Annotated in this window: 19 protein-coding genes; 11 read left to right on the top strand and 8 right to left on the bottom strand. The window is 62.7% G+C overall.

The features are described 5' to 3' along the window. Nucleotides 1-7: 7 nt before the first annotated feature. Nucleotides 8-604 carry a cytochrome C gene (locus E6P07_RS12810; RefSeq protein ID WP_153975963.1) on the bottom strand — a complete coding sequence of 199 codons (597 nt, stop codon included), beginning with the start codon at nucleotides 602-604 and terminating at the stop codon, nucleotides 8-10. Between the two features lie 31 nt (nucleotides 605-635). Continuing rightward, complete coding sequence (locus E6P07_RS12805) at nucleotides 636-992, bottom strand: DUF1924 domain-containing protein (protein ID WP_153975962.1); 357 nt, start codon at nucleotides 990-992, stop codon at nucleotides 636-638. 217 nt (nucleotides 993-1,209) lie between these two features. Here E6P07_RS12805 and E6P07_RS12800 point away from each other — a divergent pair, with 217 nt between their 5' ends. Genes E6P07_RS12800 through E6P07_RS14090 form a run of 4 tightly spaced genes read left to right on the top strand, consistent with a single transcriptional unit; the run spans nucleotide 1,210 to nucleotide 2,935 of the window. After that, nucleotides 1,210-1,836 (top strand): cytochrome b/b6 domain-containing protein, encoded by a 627-nt coding sequence (locus E6P07_RS12800; protein ID WP_153975961.1) that lies wholly within the window; start codon nucleotides 1,210-1,212, stop codon nucleotides 1,834-1,836. Between the two features lie 30 nt (nucleotides 1,837-1,866). Continuing rightward, nucleotides 1,867-2,448: a cytochrome C gene (locus tag E6P07_RS12795; protein ID WP_153975960.1), complete on the top strand. Its 582-nt coding sequence runs from the start codon at nucleotides 1,867-1,869 to the stop codon at nucleotides 2,446-2,448. 2 nt (nucleotides 2,449-2,450) lie between these two features. Further along, entirely contained in the window at nucleotides 2,451-2,606 is a 156-nt protein-coding gene (locus E6P07_RS14095; protein WP_246172857.1) for a hypothetical protein, read from the top strand. After that, nucleotides 2,606-2,935, top strand: coding sequence for a cation efflux transmembrane domain-containing protein (locus tag E6P07_RS14090; protein ID WP_343031234.1), 330 nt, complete (start codon nucleotides 2,606-2,608; stop codon nucleotides 2,933-2,935). The genes E6P07_RS14095 and E6P07_RS14090 overlap by 1 nt, the downstream gene beginning before the upstream one ends. On the opposite strand, the gene E6P07_RS12785 is transcribed toward E6P07_RS14090, so the two are convergent. From E6P07_RS12785 to E6P07_RS12775, 3 genes are read right to left on the bottom strand one after another with little or no spacing between them, the layout of a single operon-like run. Beyond that, a complete protein-coding gene (locus E6P07_RS12785; RefSeq protein ID WP_246172856.1) occupies nucleotides 2,902-3,162 on the bottom strand; it encodes a hypothetical protein in 261 nt (86 codons plus the stop codon). The two genes, E6P07_RS14090 and E6P07_RS12785, sit on opposite strands and share 34 nt — an antisense overlap. After that, complete coding sequence (locus E6P07_RS12780; RefSeq protein ID WP_153975959.1) at nucleotides 3,159-3,818, bottom strand: response regulator transcription factor; 660 nt, start codon at nucleotides 3,816-3,818, stop codon at nucleotides 3,159-3,161. The genes E6P07_RS12785 and E6P07_RS12780 overlap by 4 nt, the downstream gene beginning before the upstream one ends. A 17-nt stretch (nucleotides 3,819-3,835) precedes the next feature. Then, a complete protein-coding gene (locus tag E6P07_RS12775; protein WP_153975958.1) occupies nucleotides 3,836-4,207 on the bottom strand; it encodes a PepSY domain-containing protein in 372 nt (123 codons plus the stop codon). Between the two features lie 333 nt (nucleotides 4,208-4,540). Here E6P07_RS12775 and E6P07_RS12770 point away from each other — a divergent pair, with 333 nt between their 5' ends. The 3 genes from E6P07_RS12770 to E6P07_RS12760 are packed head-to-tail and all read left to right on the top strand — an operon-like array spanning nucleotide 4,541 to nucleotide 8,816. Then, entirely contained in the window at nucleotides 4,541-5,194 is a 654-nt protein-coding gene (locus E6P07_RS12770) for an ABC transporter ATP-binding protein (RefSeq protein WP_153975957.1), read from the top strand. Beyond that, nucleotides 5,191-7,704, top strand: a complete 2,514-nt coding sequence (locus tag E6P07_RS12765; RefSeq protein ID WP_153975956.1) for an ABC transporter permease — start codon at nucleotides 5,191-5,193, stop codon at nucleotides 7,702-7,704. The genes E6P07_RS12770 and E6P07_RS12765 overlap by 4 nt, the downstream gene beginning before the upstream one ends. After that, nucleotides 7,704-8,816, top strand: a complete 1,113-nt coding sequence (locus E6P07_RS12760) for a lipocalin-like domain-containing protein (RefSeq protein WP_153975955.1) — start codon at nucleotides 7,704-7,706, stop codon at nucleotides 8,814-8,816. The genes E6P07_RS12765 and E6P07_RS12760 overlap by 1 nt, the downstream gene beginning before the upstream one ends. An 89-nt stretch (nucleotides 8,817-8,905) precedes the next feature. On the opposite strand, the gene recF is transcribed toward E6P07_RS12760, so the two are convergent. The 3 genes from recF to dnaA all read right to left on the bottom strand — a co-directional run bounded on the left by recF (nucleotide 8,906) and on the right by dnaA (nucleotide 12,674). Beyond that, the gene (gene recF / locus E6P07_RS12755; protein WP_211363127.1) at nucleotides 8,906-9,997 is read right to left on the bottom strand and encodes a DNA replication/repair protein RecF; all 1,092 of its coding nucleotides are present in this window, start codon (nucleotides 9,995-9,997) and stop codon (nucleotides 8,906-8,908) included. A gap of 129 nt (nucleotides 9,998-10,126) precedes the next feature. Then, a complete protein-coding gene (dnaN, locus tag E6P07_RS12750; protein ID WP_153975953.1) occupies nucleotides 10,127-11,227 on the bottom strand; it encodes a DNA polymerase III subunit beta in 1,101 nt (366 codons plus the stop codon). Nucleotides 11,228-11,330: 103 nt separating this feature from the next. Beyond that, nucleotides 11,331-12,674: a chromosomal replication initiator protein DnaA gene (gene dnaA / locus E6P07_RS12745; protein ID WP_153975952.1), complete on the bottom strand. Its 1,344-nt coding sequence runs from the start codon at nucleotides 12,672-12,674 to the stop codon at nucleotides 11,331-11,333. 289 nt (nucleotides 12,675-12,963) lie between these two features. Here dnaA and rpmH point away from each other — a divergent pair, with 289 nt between their 5' ends. From rpmH to yidC, 4 genes are read left to right on the top strand one after another with little or no spacing between them, the layout of a single operon-like run. Next, nucleotides 12,964-13,098 (top strand): 50S ribosomal protein L34, encoded by a 135-nt coding sequence (gene rpmH, locus E6P07_RS12740; protein ID WP_153975951.1) that lies wholly within the window; start codon nucleotides 12,964-12,966, stop codon nucleotides 13,096-13,098. Then, the gene (gene rnpA / locus E6P07_RS12735; RefSeq protein ID WP_153976239.1) at nucleotides 13,095-13,481 is read left to right on the top strand and encodes a ribonuclease P protein component; all 387 of its coding nucleotides are present in this window, start codon (nucleotides 13,095-13,097) and stop codon (nucleotides 13,479-13,481) included. Before rpmH ends, rnpA begins: the two co-directional genes overlap by 4 nt. Further along, nucleotides 13,466-13,702 carry a membrane protein insertion efficiency factor YidD gene (gene yidD / locus E6P07_RS12730; protein WP_153975950.1) on the top strand — a complete coding sequence of 79 codons (237 nt, stop codon included), beginning with the start codon at nucleotides 13,466-13,468 and terminating at the stop codon, nucleotides 13,700-13,702. Before rnpA ends, yidD begins: the two co-directional genes overlap by 16 nt. Next, a complete protein-coding gene (gene yidC / locus E6P07_RS12725) occupies nucleotides 13,695-15,353 on the top strand; it encodes a membrane protein insertase YidC (protein ID WP_153975949.1) in 1,659 nt (552 codons plus the stop codon). Before yidD ends, yidC begins: the two co-directional genes overlap by 8 nt. Nucleotides 15,354-15,366 lie beyond the last annotated feature (13 nt).

Here is a 15,366-nt window from a genome sequence, read left to right as displayed (position 1 = left end):
TCTAGGCTCAATCACTCCAGGGGCCATAGCCCGGGATGTCGATCCAGCGTTCGTCGTACTGGCCCTCGGTGGCCTTGCGATGACAGGCGTTGCACTGGCTGAAACTCTTGACCCCGGGGTTACCCGTCACCAGACGGGCCGGGATCTCTTTGTGCTCACGTCTAAACTGGACGGTTGCCGTGATGCGAGGTAGGTCGCCAGGGGGCGCGTCCCCGTGGCTGAGGCCGCTTGTTGCGTCCCTCTGCCAAGCCCCATCGCCGGCGTTGGCCGCCAGGAAGGCGCTGATCTCAGAACGCACGGCCTCGGACAGACTGGCATCGTCACCATAATGATTGGCCAACGCCTCCGGCGTCATGATCTGCGCCCAGTCTTGTGCCGGGAGCAGGCCCGGCGGGTAGGCCAGGTGGCAGGAGCCGCACTCCTGGGTATAGGTGGCATTGTCGACCGGCCCCAGTGCTCGGTGCGACTCGAACCAGCGGCCTTCTTCGCGTTCATCCTCTTCATCACCGTCATCGTTATCGGCAAGTGCCAGATGGGCCGTGCCCATGACCAGCGCCCCGGTGAGCAGAAGGGTCAGGACGGATTTCAATGGAAACGGGTTCATGGATCGATTCTCCAGCACATTGGGCTCGATGTCATTGAGTCTTGATGTAGGCGATGAAATCGGCCTTTTCATCGACGCTGCACTCGCGCCCCAGGGTCCAGCGACAGTTGCGGGTCAACCATTTCTCGACCTTGGCCGGATCGCTGAGGCGCTGCGGATTGACTGAGGGCGCCATGGGTTCGATGACCTTGCCGGTGTTGACCTGGCGTCCGGGCTGGGTCAGGTCGCGACCATGACAGGTGGCACAGCTACGCGCTGCAGAGCCATCGGCTTGGGGATATTCCTTGATCCAGGCCGCCGCACCGGCGGCTGGATCGGCGGCCCAGAGCCTGGCCGGCAGGATCAGGGCGCTGGCACTGAGCAGGACTGTGGCGAGGTGTCGTTTCATCGGTCGGTTCTCCGTGGGTGATCGCTCAGCCTGGTGCTGGTCGGGGTTTCCGCCGGCTGGGTCAGGCCGTGCCGACAGCTTACGGAGGGCTGCCTGACAAGAGGCTGACAGCGGTTGCCAGCCTTTGGTCAGGTGTCCGTGGTTAATCTGCCGCTTTAGGGCGCCTCGATACGTCCGAACCGACAAACCAACTTAATTCTCCACGGAGAATCGAACCATGCCGAACGACTATCCGAACGACACCGCCACCCAACCCAATCGTCCCGGACTGGAGACACCCGAGCGGATTCGCGTCTGGGATCCGTTGGTGCGTGTGTTCCACTGGTCGCTGGTGGGCGCCTTCGCCACCGCCTTCATCCTCGAGGATGACCTGCTCGGCGTCCATGTCTGGGCCGGTTATCTGGTGCTCGCCCTCGTCGCTGTGCGTCTGGTGTGGGGTCTGATCGGCACGCGCCATGCCCGCTTCAGCGACTTCGTGCGCGGTCCGCGGGCAGTGCTGGCCTATCTGCGCGCTGTCCTGAGTCGGCGCGCGCCGCGTTATCTGGGGCACAACCCGGCCGGCGGGGCCATGATCCTGCTGCTCCTGATTGCACTCGCTGCGACCGGCATCAGCGGTCTGGCGCTCTATGGTGCTGAGGAGTTCGCCGGTCCGCTGGCCGGGGTGATGCGGGGAGTGCCGGCATTCTGGGGCGAGGTCCTAGAAGAGACCCATGAGGTGCTCGCCAATCTCACGCTCGGCCTGATCCTGATCCATGTGGCCGGGGTGTTGGTCTCGAGCTGGTTACATCGCGAGAACCTGATCGCGGCCATGATCAGCGGCTACAAGCGGCAAGGACTGGAATGAATGCCTCAGGCGACCCGGAGAACAGACACCATGCCTATCCGCCCTTCCATTCCGCGACCTGTACTGGCGGGGCTGCTGCTCGTCGCGACCGGCGCCGCCTTGGCAGCCACAGAGGACGCGCCCCAGGATGGGCGCCCCTGGCTGCTACGGCTGTTTCCAAACATCGCTCCAGCCACTCAGCCGGCCTATCTTGAGGAGTGTGGTTCCTGCCACCTGGCCTATCCGCCCGGGGTCCTGCCGGCGGCGTCCTGGGACCGGATCCTGGCGCCCGAGTCACTCGCCGATCACTATGGCGATGACACCTCGCTGCCGGATGACCTGGTCGCCGAGTTGCGGACCTATCTGATGACCAATGCCGCCGACCGATCGGCCAGAATCCGCGAGCGGGCCTTTGCCGTACCCGATCCAGCGGGTTCTGACACCGAGCTGCCGCGTATCACCGCGACGCCCTATTTCATCCGCAAGCACCACCGGATCCCGGGGTCATTGGTCACGGACAACCCCGAGGTCGGCAGCTTCAGTCAGTGCAACCATTGTCACATCGGCGCCGAGGCCGGGATCTTCGACGAGCGTCTGGTCGAGATCCCTGGATTCGGACGTTGGAAGGATTGAGTATGTCCATTGAACCATGCGAACCAGCGACGTCCGTCGAAACCGCCAGGCTGTTGCGTTTGGCGACCCACGCCTCGGTGTTCACGGCCGGCCTGCTGATCCTGGTCAAGCTCATTGCCTGGGGGATGACGGGGTCCATCACAGTCCTGGCGTCCTGATGGACTCAGCCATGGATGCCATGACCTCCCTGCTGACGCTGCTCGCCGTGCGCTGGTCACTGAGTCCAGCCGACGCCGAACATCGTTTCGGGCATGGCAAGGCGCAGGCGCTGGCCGCGCTTGGTCAGTCGGCGCTCAGTCCCAGTTTGCCGAGTTCCTCGGGGTTGACGTTGCATTGGCGGCGATCTCAGACTCGGGCTAGCAGCTGCGGACCGGCTCGGGCGCCTCGATCCGCTCGCATACCGGTTTGGTATCGCGGTTCAGGCGGGCTAAACAGTGACGATCAGAGACTCTTTTATGGGGAACCTGAACAGTTACGTCCCGAATAGGGTTGTTCATAGACGGGCGTCAGGCGCGGTGATTCCAGACGCGGGGTACCCTGTGCATCGAAGCTGAGCGCGCCGAGCAGTCCCTCGGCGTCGTGTTCCAGACGCGAGAGCACAAAGGCATTGGCGGTATGGTGCAGGGCAGCATGCCCGAGCCACCAGGCGCCCCCGATCAGCAGCGCCAGACTGAGCGCCAGCCCCAGGCTGAGTCGGCCTTCGAGCGATGTCATCGTTTTAGTAGATAGCCCTGGCCACGCAGGGTCTGGATGTGATCGCGGCCGATCTTCGCGCGCAGGCGCCGGATGTAGACCTCGATTAGATTGTCGCTGCGTTCGGCCTCCAGCTCATAGACATGCTCCAGGAGCTGAGCCTTCGACAGGATACGCCCTGGATTGAGCATCAGATAGCGCAACAAACGAAACTCGATTCCGGTCAGTTCACGCCTCTCGCCGTCGGGGCGAATGACCTGTTGTCTCTCCTCGTCGAGCGACAGACCGCCGACGGCAAGCGCTGGGCGCAGGTTGCCCGCCGCACGCCGCGTCAGGGCGTTGAGACGCGCGATCAGTTCCTCGACATAGAACGGTTTTCCCAGGTAGTCGTCGGCGCCGGCCTTAAGTCCATCGACACGCTCATGCCAGGCATCGCGCGCGGTCAGGATCAGCACCGGCATGGCCAGACCACCGGCGCGCCAGTGTCTTAGCACCTCCAGGCCAGGGCGTTTGGGCAAACCGAGATCGAGAACGACGACGTCATAGGGTTCGGTCTCGCCCAGGCGCTCGCCGATCACACCGTCCTGGGCCTGATCGACCGCGAAGCCGGCGGCGTTCAGGGCCGGAAACAAGGCCGTGATCTGTGCGGGATCGTCTTCGACCAGTAACAAACGCATACGGATGTCTCTCCCACTCAGTTGTCGTGCCCCAATTTGATCAGGGCGCCGCTGACGGCATCGAGTTCGAGTTTGTGGATTCGACCGGATGGTTCGAGGATGCGAATCTCGTAGACATAGCGCCCATGCACTCGATCCAGCTCAGCCTCAAGCCACTGACCCGGCTGAATCCGTGCGGTCCGTCTCATCAGCTCAGACATCGATAGGATACGGCCCTCATCACATAGGCGTTTGACGCTGTCGTGATCCAGGTGATCGCCCAGAACCGAGGCATTGAAGGCCAGCACACTGATGAGGATGCATGACAGATGAGTGATAGGCGTCATGGTGATGACCCGGGTCTCGTTGACCAGATGCTTGACCAAGCGATGCGTAGTCTGATCCGGCAAGCTGAATTTCCGCTGAACATCTTGACACCTAAACGTGAACAAGCTGGGCTACTCCGGCCTGAATGAGTCGACCTGTCAGGTGCGCAGACCTCAGGCGGCTTTCGGGCGTTCAGTCGCTGCATGCTCGATGACCGGACTCACCATACCCGCTGCGCGGGATCTCGGGTTCCATGGCGCTGCGGGCGACCGCTTGCGTTATGTAACGAGCAACAGGTTAGCACGCTGCTAAAAGGGCAGCGGCAAATCCTGGTGGTCTTGTTGTTGCCTTATTGTGATACCACCCTAGGCGACATATGGCCCAGTGCCTCCAATCGCCTTGGTTTCCTGGCCTCCATGCTCGAAATCTCCAACCTGTGTCGCCGGTTCGACGGTCGCTTGGTCCTTCAGTCCATCTCACTGTGTCTAGAACCGGGCGAATATGTCGCCATCGTCGGTGAGTCCGGCGTCGGCAAGTCGACGCTGCTGAATCTGATCGCTGGCCTGGACCGACCTGATCGCGGACGTCTGGTGCTCGACGGCGAGGACTATGCGAGGCTCGACGAGGACGCCCTGACCCGGCTGAGGCGCGACAAACTCGGCTTTGTGTTTCAGGCGTTCCATATCCTGCCCCATCTCACCCTGCGTCAGAATGTCGCCTTGCCGCTCTGGCTCAAGGGTCAGGGCGGTCGGCGCGCGGAGCGTCAGGCCGATTCACTCCTGGAGGCCGTGGGCTTGGGCGATCGCGCCGAGAGCTGGCCACACGAGCTGTCTGGAGGCGAGATGCAGCGCGTCGCCATCGCCCGCGCCCTGGTGCACCGCCCGCGCCTGATCTTGGCCGATGAGCCCACGGGCAACCTGGATCCGGCCAATGCCGCCCGCGTGCTGAAGCTGCTGGGTGAGCGCATTCGGGACTCAGGGGCGATGGGGATCCTGGTCACGCACTCGCCAGAGGCGGCCAAGGGTACCGATCGCGTGTTGCAGCTCACGCCCGAGGGCTTGCACGCATGAGACTGGCACCGGTATTTCTCGGCTCGCTGGGGCGGCGGCGCGCCGCGACCCTCCTGTCTTTCGCCGCCATTGTGCTGGGTGTGGCGCTCGGTATGGCCGTGCACGCCGTCAATCAGGCTGCACTCGCTGAGTTCGGTCGCGGTCTGCGCACCCTGGCCGGCGCCGCCGACCTCCAGGTCTTGGGTCCGCGCACCGGCTTCGACGAGGCGCTCTATGCGCACCTGGCGACACGCCCCGAGGTCGCACAGGCCAGTCCGGTTCTGGAGGTCTGGACCGAGCGTCTCGGCACCACGGATAGGCTCCATATCCTGGGTTTGGATCCGTTCGCGGCCGCCGCCGTCACGCCCGCGCTCCTGGCGCGTCCGGCGAGGTCTGCGGATCGAGCCGAGTCCGAGTCGCGTCGCGCTGTGCTGGCCGAGGACAGCCTCTTTCTCAGTGCCGCCGCTCAGACGGCCCTCGCCGTCAGACCCGGCGAGCGGCTGCGCGTCTATGCCGGTTCCCAGCCATTGGAGCTCCGGGTGGCCGGCGATATGCCGGGAGCTGCCGAAGATCGCCAGCTCGCGGTCATGGATATCGCGGCGGTTCAGAGGCACTTCGCTCAGTTCGGGCGGCTGACGCGCATCGATTTGAAGCTGGTCGAGGGACTCGACGTCCAGACGGCCCGTGCCGCACTGGCACCGCTCCTGCCGGCGGGTGTGTGGCTGGAGGTCCCAGAGACGGCCGAGGGTCAGGCGGCGAATCTCTCGCGCGCCTATCGGGTCAATCTCGGTCTTCTGGCGGTCATGGGCTTGGTGACGGGGGCGTTCTTGGTCTTCTCGGCGCAGGCGCTGTCGGTCGTTCGCCGGCATACCGAACTGGCGTTCCTGCGCGCCATCGGGCTGAGGCGCCGTCAGCTCTTTGTCTGGCTGCTGGCGGAAGGGGCGCTCGTGGGACTCCTGGGGGGCGTGGTCGGTGTAGCGCTCGGGCATGGGGTCGCCTTCGCCCTGCTCGAACTCCTCGGTGGCGATCTGGGTGCCGGATTCTTTGCCGGCCTGTCGCCGACCCTGAGCTTCGATCCCTGGACCAGTGGGTTGTATATCCTGCTCGGCGTGGGGGCCGGTGTGGCCGGGGCCTGGCTACCGGCACGTGAAGCCTCCAGGATCGCGCCGGCCCAGGCACTTAAGTCTGGTGGCGATTCGGCCCTGTCGCCGCGACGCGGACACCCCAGGCTCGGACTCGCCTTGATGATTGCCAGTCTGCCACTCTGCACCCTGCCGCCGTTCCTGGGGCTGCCGATCGGGGGCTATCTGGCTATCTTCGGTCTCCTGGTAGGAAGCCTCCTGTGGCTGCCGCTGCTCGCCTCCGGACTCGGTCGAGTCTTGCCGCTGTGGGGACCTGTCCCGGTACGGCTGGCCGTCGCCCGGTTGCGGGCCGTCCCGGGGATGGGGGCGGTCGCCGCCGCGGGCGTTCTCGCCGGCGTGGCCCTGGTGGTCGCTATGGCGATCATGGTCAACTCACTGCGCGACTCGGTCGAGGTCTGGCTCGACCAGATCCTGTCGGCTGACCTCTATCTGCGCGCCGGGCGCACTCAGAGCGGCGGTGTCCTGGACGAGGCGCTCCAGCGGCGACTTGCGGATGTGCCTGGCGTGGCCCATATCGAGTTCACCCGCCATGACAGCCTGCGATTGGTCCCCGGCCGACCGCCGGTCGCCCTGCTGGCTCGGCCCGTGTCACCCGATGGACACGAACTCCCGCTGGTCGGTTCGGCCCAAGCGGTGGCCGAAGGCGAGACGGCGATCTGGATCTCCGAGGCACTGCATGACCTCCAGGGTTGGCGTCCGGGTGATCGTGTTCGTCTTCCGCTGTCCGGATCCGAGGTGCCGGTCAGGGTCGCCGGGGTCTGGCGTGACTATGCGCGCCAGACCGGCAGTCTCATGCTGGATCTTACCGATTACCGCCGTCTGACCGGCGATCGCTCAGTACAGGATGCCGCCATCTGGCTGGCGCCGGGCACCGATGCGTTCAGCCTGGCCAAGGCGCTCAAGGCAGCGGCTGGTTCGGGGGCGCTGGAGGTCACGGCCCCGGGCGAGATTCGCGCCATCAGTCTGCGGATCTTCGATCGCACCTTCGCCGTGACCTATGTCCTGGAGGCGGCGGCCGTCGTCATCGGGCTGGCGGGTGTGGCGGCCAGCTTTGCGGCGCTCGCGGCCGCGCGCCGCCGGGAGTTCGGTCTACTGCGCCACCTGGGGCTGACGCGCGGCCAGATCGGGGGTCTACTCGCCCTCGAAGGCAGCCTGGTGGCTGGTGTCGGCATACTCGGCGGGCTGGCGGTTGGCGGCGCCATCGCCTGGATTCTGATCCAGGTCGTGAATCGTCAAAGCTTTCACTGGAGCATGGATCTGAGCATCCCCTGGCGCTCACTCCTGGTATTTGCGGGCACGCTTGCCGTCTTGGCCAGTCTGTCCGCCGTGCTCGCAGGCCGGCAGGCGATGCGCCAGGACGCCGTGCTGGCGGTGCGTGAGGATTGGTGATGCAGCGACGGACCTCTCTGCTGGCCCTGGCCAGCCTACCCCTGACCCCCCTCCTGGCGGCGACTGAGCCGACCGCTAAAAACGTCGGCGCAGAGACTAAACCGGAGGTCAATTTCGACGCCGTGCTCCCCGGTCGCGTCCTTCGCTTCCCGAACGACGAGGGAGGCCACCCGGGATTTCGCACCGAATGGTGGTATGTGACCGGTTGGATCGAGGCGGACGGCGATCCGTTCGGCTTTCAGATCACCTTCTTTCGCGTGCGCACTGGCATCGGTGAGGACAACCCGAGCGCCTTTGCCCCACGCCAGCTGCTGCTGGCGCATGCCGCCATCGCCGATCCGCGATTGGGTCGCTTGCGTCACGCTCAGCGTGCCGCCCGTACAGGCTTCGAGCGCGCCGGATACAGCACGGATCGGGCGCACGTCTGGATCCATGACTGGTCGTTCGAGCAGATGGAGGACCACTATGCTGCCCGCGTGAACGCCGAGGACTTTGACTATGACCTCAGACTCGTCTTCACTGGACCCCCCATGCTCAACGGCGACCAGGGCTTTAGTCGCAAGGCGCCGGACCCGCTGCATTCCAGCTATTACTACAGCCGGCCTCAGTTGCGGGTCGATGGCCAGGTGACGTTGGAGGGTCAGCGTCGGACGGTCAGCGGGCGCGCCTGGATGGATCATGAATGGTCGAGTGCCTACAGCCCCGAAGAGGCCGAGGGTTGGGACTGGGTCGGTCTGAACCTGGACGATGGTGACGCCCTCATGGCCTTTCGGATGCGCCGTCCCGACGGCACGGCGCTCTGGGCGAGCGCTACCCGACGCTTGAGCGATGGTCGAACCCAGTCGCTCGGACCTAAGCAGGTCACCTGGTTCCCGCGGCGGCGCTGGCGGTCGCCACGCACTGGGATCGAATACCCGATCGAATGGGATCTGGGTATCGGTGAGCGTCGCTACCGCCTCCAGCCGCTGATGGACGACCAGGAACTCGACAGCCGTCGCTCGACGGGAACCATTTATTGGGAGGGCGCGGTACGTGGGTTCGAGGACGAACGCGAGATCGGGCGCGGCTATCTGGAAATGACCGGCTATGGAGACCGGATCCGGGTGGGTTGAGCGTTCTTGACTCGAGGTTTCACTGAAAATGTTCCACGTGGAACGTCGTCAGATCGCAAAGCCAGGCGTGTTTCCGGACTCAAGTCGTCTCAGCCGGAATGTTCCACGTGGAACATCGTCAGCGACTCCGTACCACCAAAGATTCCAGGATCGCCATCGTTCGCCACGCGCGTGGCGATGACCTGATTGCCCGTGGAACCAAAGGCGCTCCACAAGCGCTCAGCCATGGTGCGGTCCAGCTCGGCTTCGAGGTCATCGAGCAGCCAGATGACCGGCTCACGCCCATGCGCACGATGGACACGTTCAGCCGCGAGCTGCAGTAGCGCGACCACAATCTTGGCCTGTCCGCGCGAAAAGCCGCGTCTACCCTCCCCCCAGTCGACACAAAAGTCGGCACGTGACGGACCGGCCAGGGTATAGCCGCGCGCCAACTCCTGATCGGCCAGTGATGCTAGGGTCTCGCCGAGCTCCCAGCCATCTGGCCAACCGCGTCGATAGCGCAGATCGGCCCCTTGCAAAAACGGATAGTCATCACACAGCGCCCGAAAGTACGCACGCCATTCGGCATGGAATGCGGCACGTCGGCGATCTATGGATTCGGCCAGTGCGATGAAACTGCGATCCCAGAGCCCCTGTTGGCCGCCACCAGACCGAATGGCCGCATTGCGCTGCATCAAGACGCGCGTGAAATCCCTGTGGATCTGAGCGAAACGGTGTTCCACGTGGAACACATTCCAGTCCAGGAAACGACGTCTCAGACTTGGGTCGCCCTCGAGCAGGATCTGCGCGTTTTCGCCGATCAGCTTGACCTGCAAGGGTGAACGCCAATCGGCGTCCCCGGTCTCCATCCATAGCGGCGGATGGATGTCACGTGCAGCCGTGGCGCCTTCCTTGACATAGCGGAGGCGAATCCTGTCATAGCCAGACGCCTGATAGACACCCTCAACACGGGTATATGGCTCGCCTTGAGTAGTAAGCGGCCCGGACTTGGTTCCACGGAAGGTCCGCCCGCGCGCCAGTAGATAGATGGCTTCCAGGACACTGGTCTTGCCGGCACCATTGGCCCCTGTCAGCAGCAGTGTCCGCGTATCGATGGCGAGATCGAGCTGTCGGATGTTGCGTAGCGACTTGATCCGAAGTGAGCGCAGACCAGGGTCAGGGGTCAGGCCCGAATGTTCCACGTGAAACATCGGGCCTGACCCCTGAAACGCTGGACTGGGCGACTCTGCAACGATGTTGAAGTGTTCCATGTCGGAACCTGACTTCAGATCGACTGGATCAGGATATTCGCGTCCGTGCATGTATGCGGATCACAGTCGCATCGGCATGACGACAAAGGTCTCGCTCTCGCTGTCTGCGCCGCGCCAGAGCGAGCTACTGTTGGCATCCTGAAAATAGAGGCTGACCGCTGGCGCATCGATGGCGCCAAGCACGTCCATGAGATAGGCGACATTGAAACCAATCGAGATTGGCTCGCCCGCGTAATCGAGCTCGATCTCTTCCTCGGCCTCTTCCTGCTCGGGATTGTGCGCCAGCAGTTTGAGCCTGCCTGGTTCGAAGTCCAGACGCACGGCGCGATATTTTTCGTTCGAGAAGATCGAGACGCGTGAGAGCGCGCGTCTTAAGGCATCCTTCTCGACGATGGCCATACCCCCATCACGGCCTGGAATCACGCGCTCATAGTCAGGGTAGCGACCATCGATGAGTTTGGAGGTCAGGGTCATGGTGCCGACCACCACGCGCAGACTGCGCTCGCTGAGACGGAGTGCGACCGGGGCATCCGATCCGCCCAGCTGACGCTTAAGCTCCATCACGGTCTTGCTGGGCACGATCCCCTGACGCTCAGTGTCCAGCGCCAGATCGAGCGGCGTAACGAACTTGGCCAGCCGGTGTCCATCCGTCGCCACCGCGATCAGGGCGTCTGCCTTTAGTTCCAGCAGCAGACCATTCAGATAGTAACGGACATCCTGTTGCGCCATGGCAAAGGCCGTCTTGTCGAGCACGTGCTTGAGCTGGCCTTCCTGGATCTGAAAGTCGAAACCGTCTGCCGGGAGATCCATGATCGGGAAGTCGGTCGCCGGTAGCTGTCCAAGCGTAAAGCGTCCGCGCCCTGCGGTGATGACACAGCGCTCATCCCTGAGGCGAAACCGGATCTCGGCGCCCTCGCTCAGCTGGCGACAGATGTCGAACAGCTTGCGGGCTGGGATCGTGGTCTCGCCCTCTTGCAAGATCTCGGCCTCGAAGCTGGTCTTGACCTCGACCTCCAAATCTGTCCCTGTGAGGCTGACGCGCCCGTCGCGGGCCACGACGAGCAAATGACCTAGGATCGGCAGGGTCTGGCGCCGATCAACGACGCCGGTCACCTTATTGAGCGCAGGCAGGACGGTTTCTCGGTTGACAATGAATTCCATCAGGGGCTCCATGATTCTCGCCGAGATGACTAGCGCTGGCTTGGTAAGCTAGTCATCGACTCAGAGGGATGGGGGTGCATCGGATTTGGTTGGCTGGAGTGTTCTACAACGTCAGCATTCTTAATAGGCTGCGGTAGTCTTCCTCGATCGTCGCATCGCTTTCACGCAGGCTCTTGATCTTGCGGGTGGCATGCAGAACCGTAGTGTGATCGCGGCCTCCGAATGCCTGACCGATCTCGGGCAGACTATGCTTGGTGAGCTCCTTGGCGAGCGCCATGGCCATTTGGCGCGGACGTGCCAGCGAGCGACTACGCTTGGTTGAGAGCAGATCGGAGGTGCGCAACTTGTAGTAGTCGGCGACCGTGCGCTGAATGTTCTCCAGACTGACCTGCCTGTCCTGAGCGATGAGCACATCACGCAGCGCCTGCTTCGCAAACTCCAAGGTAATGGGTTTGCCGGTGAAGTGGGCATTAGCCACCAGACGTCTGAGCGCCCCCTCGAGTTCGCGGATGTTGGAACGGATACACCGCCCGACGAAAAAGGCCACGTCCTCAGGCAGTTCGACGCCGAGCTGACTGGCCTTACAGTGCAAGATGGCCACTCTGGTCTCCAGGTCGGGCGGATCTATGGCCACCGTCAAACCCCAGCCGAAACGCGAGCGCAGACGCTCCTCCAGTCCAGTCACCTCCTTGGGAAAACGGTCACTAGACAGCACGATCTGTTGGCGTGACTCCAGGAGCGCATTAAAGGTATGAAAGAATTCCTCTTGTGAGCGTTCCTTGCCGGCGAAGAACTGTACATCGTCGATCAGGAGCGCGTTGACCGAGCGATAGGTCTTCTTGAACTCCTCGATGCGGTTGTGCTGCAGGGCCTTGATCATCTCGGCGACGAAACGCTCGGAGTGCAGATAGACGACTCGCGCACTTGGATTGGAGGTGAGGATGCCATTGCCGACCGCGTGCATCAGATGCGTCTTGCCCAGCCCGACCCCACCATAGATGAACAGCGGATTGTAGGTTCCGCCCGGGTTACGCGCGATTTGGATCGAAGCCGCGCGTGCCAACTGGTTGGACTTGCCCTCGACGAAGGTCTCAAAATTGAAGTCGGCGTTCAGATTGGCCGTCGCGCGCCGATCGGCCAGATCCGAGCCGATCACACTGGACTTCGAGCGGGCACCCTGTCCTTTCTCTGCACCAAACTCGCCAACCTCGAAATAAAGTTCAGAGACCTCGCCTTGACTGTGGCGCGTACAGAGTTCGCGCAGACGATCGGCATAATGCTTGCGGATCCAGTCGAGCACGAACCGATTCGGCGCTAACAACCTGAGCAATGAGCCATCCACGCGCGCTTGCAGGGGCAGGATCCAGGTGTTGAACTCGGCGGATGTCAACTCGGCCTTCAATTGATTGATGCAGTGCTCCCATAGGGCTAAGTCGTTTCCCGACATGCGTCGTCTCGGTTTGGATACGGCAGCGCGCGCGATGGCGCCACCCGGATGATTGCATAAGGAGTGGATTTGATGATGAAGCCGGTGCGCACAGCAGCCGGACGTGGCCTCCTGGCCTGAACCACCGGCCAAGTCTAGCGCCCTTGCGTCGACTTATCCACAGCCCGAACCGATTGGGCACGTCTTTTGATTGACTTCTGGCAAAAAATTACCTAGGCTTCCACGTCTTTTTTAGCTGGGTCATCAGACCCCTGCGTCCCACCACAGATTTCTCTGGAGTATCGTTAACATGAAGCGCACCTTTCAGCCCAGCCGCCTCAAGCGTGCTCGCGCCCATGGTTTCCGTGCCCGTAGCGCCACCCGCAATGGCCGCAAGGTTCTGAGTGCGCGGCGTGCCAAGGGCCGTGCGCACCTCATCCCCTGAGCGCCAACGCGCAAAGCAGCGACCCTGGCCAGGGCTTCGGGCGCGAGCGGCGGCTAACGAGTGCCGGTCAATTCCGTCGTGTCTTCGTCGAGCCGCGTCGCGTAGTCCTCGGTGGTTTTGTTGTGCTCTATCGATCCAATGGACTCGACCGGCCCCGGCTAGGCTTGGCCATCTCCAAGAAATGTGCCCGCCGCGCCATCGACCGCAATAGGCTCAAGCGACTGGCGCGTGAGAGCTTTCGCCGTGCCTATCGGCGTCTTCCAGGGGTTGATATCGTGGTGATGTGTACACCGAGAGCTACTGCCGAGTCGAACCAACGTCTGTTCGATGCCCTAGAACAGGTGTGGATCCATCTCGAGAGTTCATCATGCGTCGAATCTTGATCGGGGCGATTCGGGCCTATCAATACCTGATCAGCCCTCTACTCGGTCCGCGTTGTCGTTTCTACCCCAGCTGTTCCCATTATGCCGTGGAGGCCATCGAGGTCCACGGTTTCTTATACGGGGGCTATCTGGCCCTGCGTCGCCTGTTGCGCTGTCACCCCTGGCATCCAGGCGGCATCGATCCTGTCCCTGAGAAAAGGCAGACCACGATTCATGGATAACCAGCGCTTGTTCCTTTTTCTGGCACTGGCCGCGGTGCTATTTCTGATCTATGAGTCCTGGATGCAGGACTATGGCCGTCCTGCCCAAGTTGCCCAGGAGCAGATCCAGGACGCCGCCGGCGTTACCGTGCCCACCGCCAATGAGATCCCGACCATCTCGACTGCCCCTGGCCTCGTGACAAACACCCTGGCTCCCGAAGAGACGCCGATCCGGGTCGAGACCGATGTGCTGCGTCTCGAGATCTCGCCGCGCGGCGGGACACTCCTGAATGCCTGGTTGCTCGACTATGCGGTCGTCCCCGAGCGCCCGGACGACAAGTTCCAGCTGTTGAAGCAGACGCCGCCGAACATGTTCATCGTCCAGTCGGGACTGCTCGGCGACCGCCTGGAGCTCCTGCCGACCCACGAAGCGCTCTTTAGCAGCGCCCAGACACGATATGATCTCCAGCCTGGGGCCGACCGGCTCGAGGTGGTCCTCGAATGGACCAATGAAGACGCCAGGCTCCGAGTCAAGAAGATCTACACCTTCACCCGCGGCAGCTATCTGATCGAATCGCGCCAGGTGGTCGAGAATCACAGCCCTACCCCCGTGATCGCGCGCGCCTACAACCAGCTCCAACGCACCGCACTGCACGACCCCAACGAGACCCGCTTCATCAGCACCTTTACCGGCGGTGTCTATTACAGCCCGGAGGAGAAATACAAAAAGGTCTCGCTGGAAGACATGGCCAAGGGCAAGCTCGACCGCACCGTGACCGATGGCTGGATCGCCATGATGCAGCACTACTTCCTTGCAGCCTGGATCCCGCCCCAGGGTATACCCCAGACCCTCTATACCAAGGCGCTGTCGGGCCCGAACGAGCCGCGCTATATCATCGGTAAATACTCGACACCGGTCAGCATCGCGCCTGGTACAGTGCATGTGTTCGATGATCGGCTCTTCGTCGGTCCCAAGCTCCTGAATAAGCTGGAGGACGTCGCCCCAGGGCTCGAATTGGCGGTCGACTATGGCTGGCTGACCGTCATCGCCAAGCCGATCTTCTGGATGCTGAGCTGGATCCATGCCGTGGTCGGAAACTGGGGCTGGGCGATCATCGTACTGACCATCCTGATCAAGCTTGCCTTCTACAAGCTCTCGGAGGCCAGCTATCGCTCCATGGCGCACATGCGTCAGATCACGCCTCGGCTTCAGGCGCTCAAGGACCGCTATGGCGACGACAAGCAACGTCTGAATCAGGCGATGATGGAGCTCTATAAGACCGAAAAGATCAATCCACTCGGTGGCTGTCTGCCGGTCCTGATCCAGATCCCGGTGTTCATCGCCCTCTACTGGGTGCTGTTGGAGAGCGTCGAGCTGCGTCAGGCGCCCTTCGTGCTCTGGCTCAACAACCTCTCGGCGCCGGATCCCTATTTCATCCTGCCGCTGATCATGGGTGTCTCCATGTTCGTGCAGCAGAAGCTCAATCCCGCCCCCCCGGACCCGCTCCAGGCCAAGATCATGATGAGCCTGCCGTTCGTGTTCACTGTGTTCTTCGCCTTCTTCCCCTCGGGTCTGGTGCTCTACTGGACGGTCAACAACCTGCTATCGATCGCCCAGCAATGGAAGATCACGCGCGACCTGGAACGGGAGATGGCCAAGCGTCGCCACTGAGCCAGGCGACGTC

The sequence above is a fragment of the Thermochromatium tepidum ATCC 43061 genome (genome assembly GCF_009664085.1).
Classification (GTDB): domain Bacteria; phylum Pseudomonadota; class Gammaproteobacteria; order Chromatiales; family Chromatiaceae; genus Thermochromatium; species Thermochromatium tepidum.
The sequence above is the reverse complement of the archived record's forward strand: the minus strand, read 5'-3'. Positions and strand labels throughout refer to the sequence as shown.

Coding starts and splice junctions, on each gene's coding strand:
- dnaA (WP_153975952.1), bottom strand. CDS start 12,674: ATGTCGGGAAACGACTTAGCCCTATGGGAGCACTGCATCAATCAATTG.
- yidC (WP_153975949.1), top strand. CDS start 13,695: ATGGATAACCAGCGCTTGTTCCTTTTTCTGGCACTGGCCGCGGTGCTA.
- E6P07_RS12800 (WP_153975961.1), top strand. CDS start 1,210: ATGCCGAACGACTATCCGAACGACACCGCCACCCAACCCAATCGTCCC.
- E6P07_RS12785 (WP_246172856.1), bottom strand. CDS start 3,162: ATGACATCGCTCGAAGGCCGACTCAGCCTGGGGCTGGCGCTCAGTCTG.
- E6P07_RS12760 (WP_153975955.1), top strand. CDS start 7,704: ATGCAGCGACGGACCTCTCTGCTGGCCCTGGCCAGCCTACCCCTGACC.
- E6P07_RS12765 (WP_153975956.1), top strand. CDS start 5,191: ATGAGACTGGCACCGGTATTTCTCGGCTCGCTGGGGCGGCGGCGCGCC.
- E6P07_RS12770 (WP_153975957.1), top strand. CDS start 4,541: ATGCTCGAAATCTCCAACCTGTGTCGCCGGTTCGACGGTCGCTTGGTC.
- E6P07_RS14095 (WP_246172857.1), top strand. CDS start 2,451: ATGTCCATTGAACCATGCGAACCAGCGACGTCCGTCGAAACCGCCAGG.
- yidD (WP_153975950.1), top strand. CDS start 13,466: ATGCGTCGAATCTTGATCGGGGCGATTCGGGCCTATCAATACCTGATC.
- rpmH (WP_153975951.1), top strand. CDS start 12,964: ATGAAGCGCACCTTTCAGCCCAGCCGCCTCAAGCGTGCTCGCGCCCAT.
- E6P07_RS14090 (WP_343031234.1), top strand. CDS start 2,606: ATGGACTCAGCCATGGATGCCATGACCTCCCTGCTGACGCTGCTCGCC.
- E6P07_RS12780 (WP_153975959.1), bottom strand. CDS start 3,818: ATGCGTTTGTTACTGGTCGAAGACGATCCCGCACAGATCACGGCCTTG.
- E6P07_RS12810 (WP_153975963.1), bottom strand. CDS start 604: ATGAACCCGTTTCCATTGAAATCCGTCCTGACCCTTCTGCTCACCGGG.
- dnaN (WP_153975953.1), bottom strand. CDS start 11,227: ATGGAATTCATTGTCAACCGAGAAACCGTCCTGCCTGCGCTCAATAAG.
- E6P07_RS12805 (WP_153975962.1), bottom strand. CDS start 992: ATGAAACGACACCTCGCCACAGTCCTGCTCAGTGCCAGCGCCCTGATC.
- E6P07_RS12795 (WP_153975960.1), top strand. CDS start 1,867: ATGCCTATCCGCCCTTCCATTCCGCGACCTGTACTGGCGGGGCTGCTG.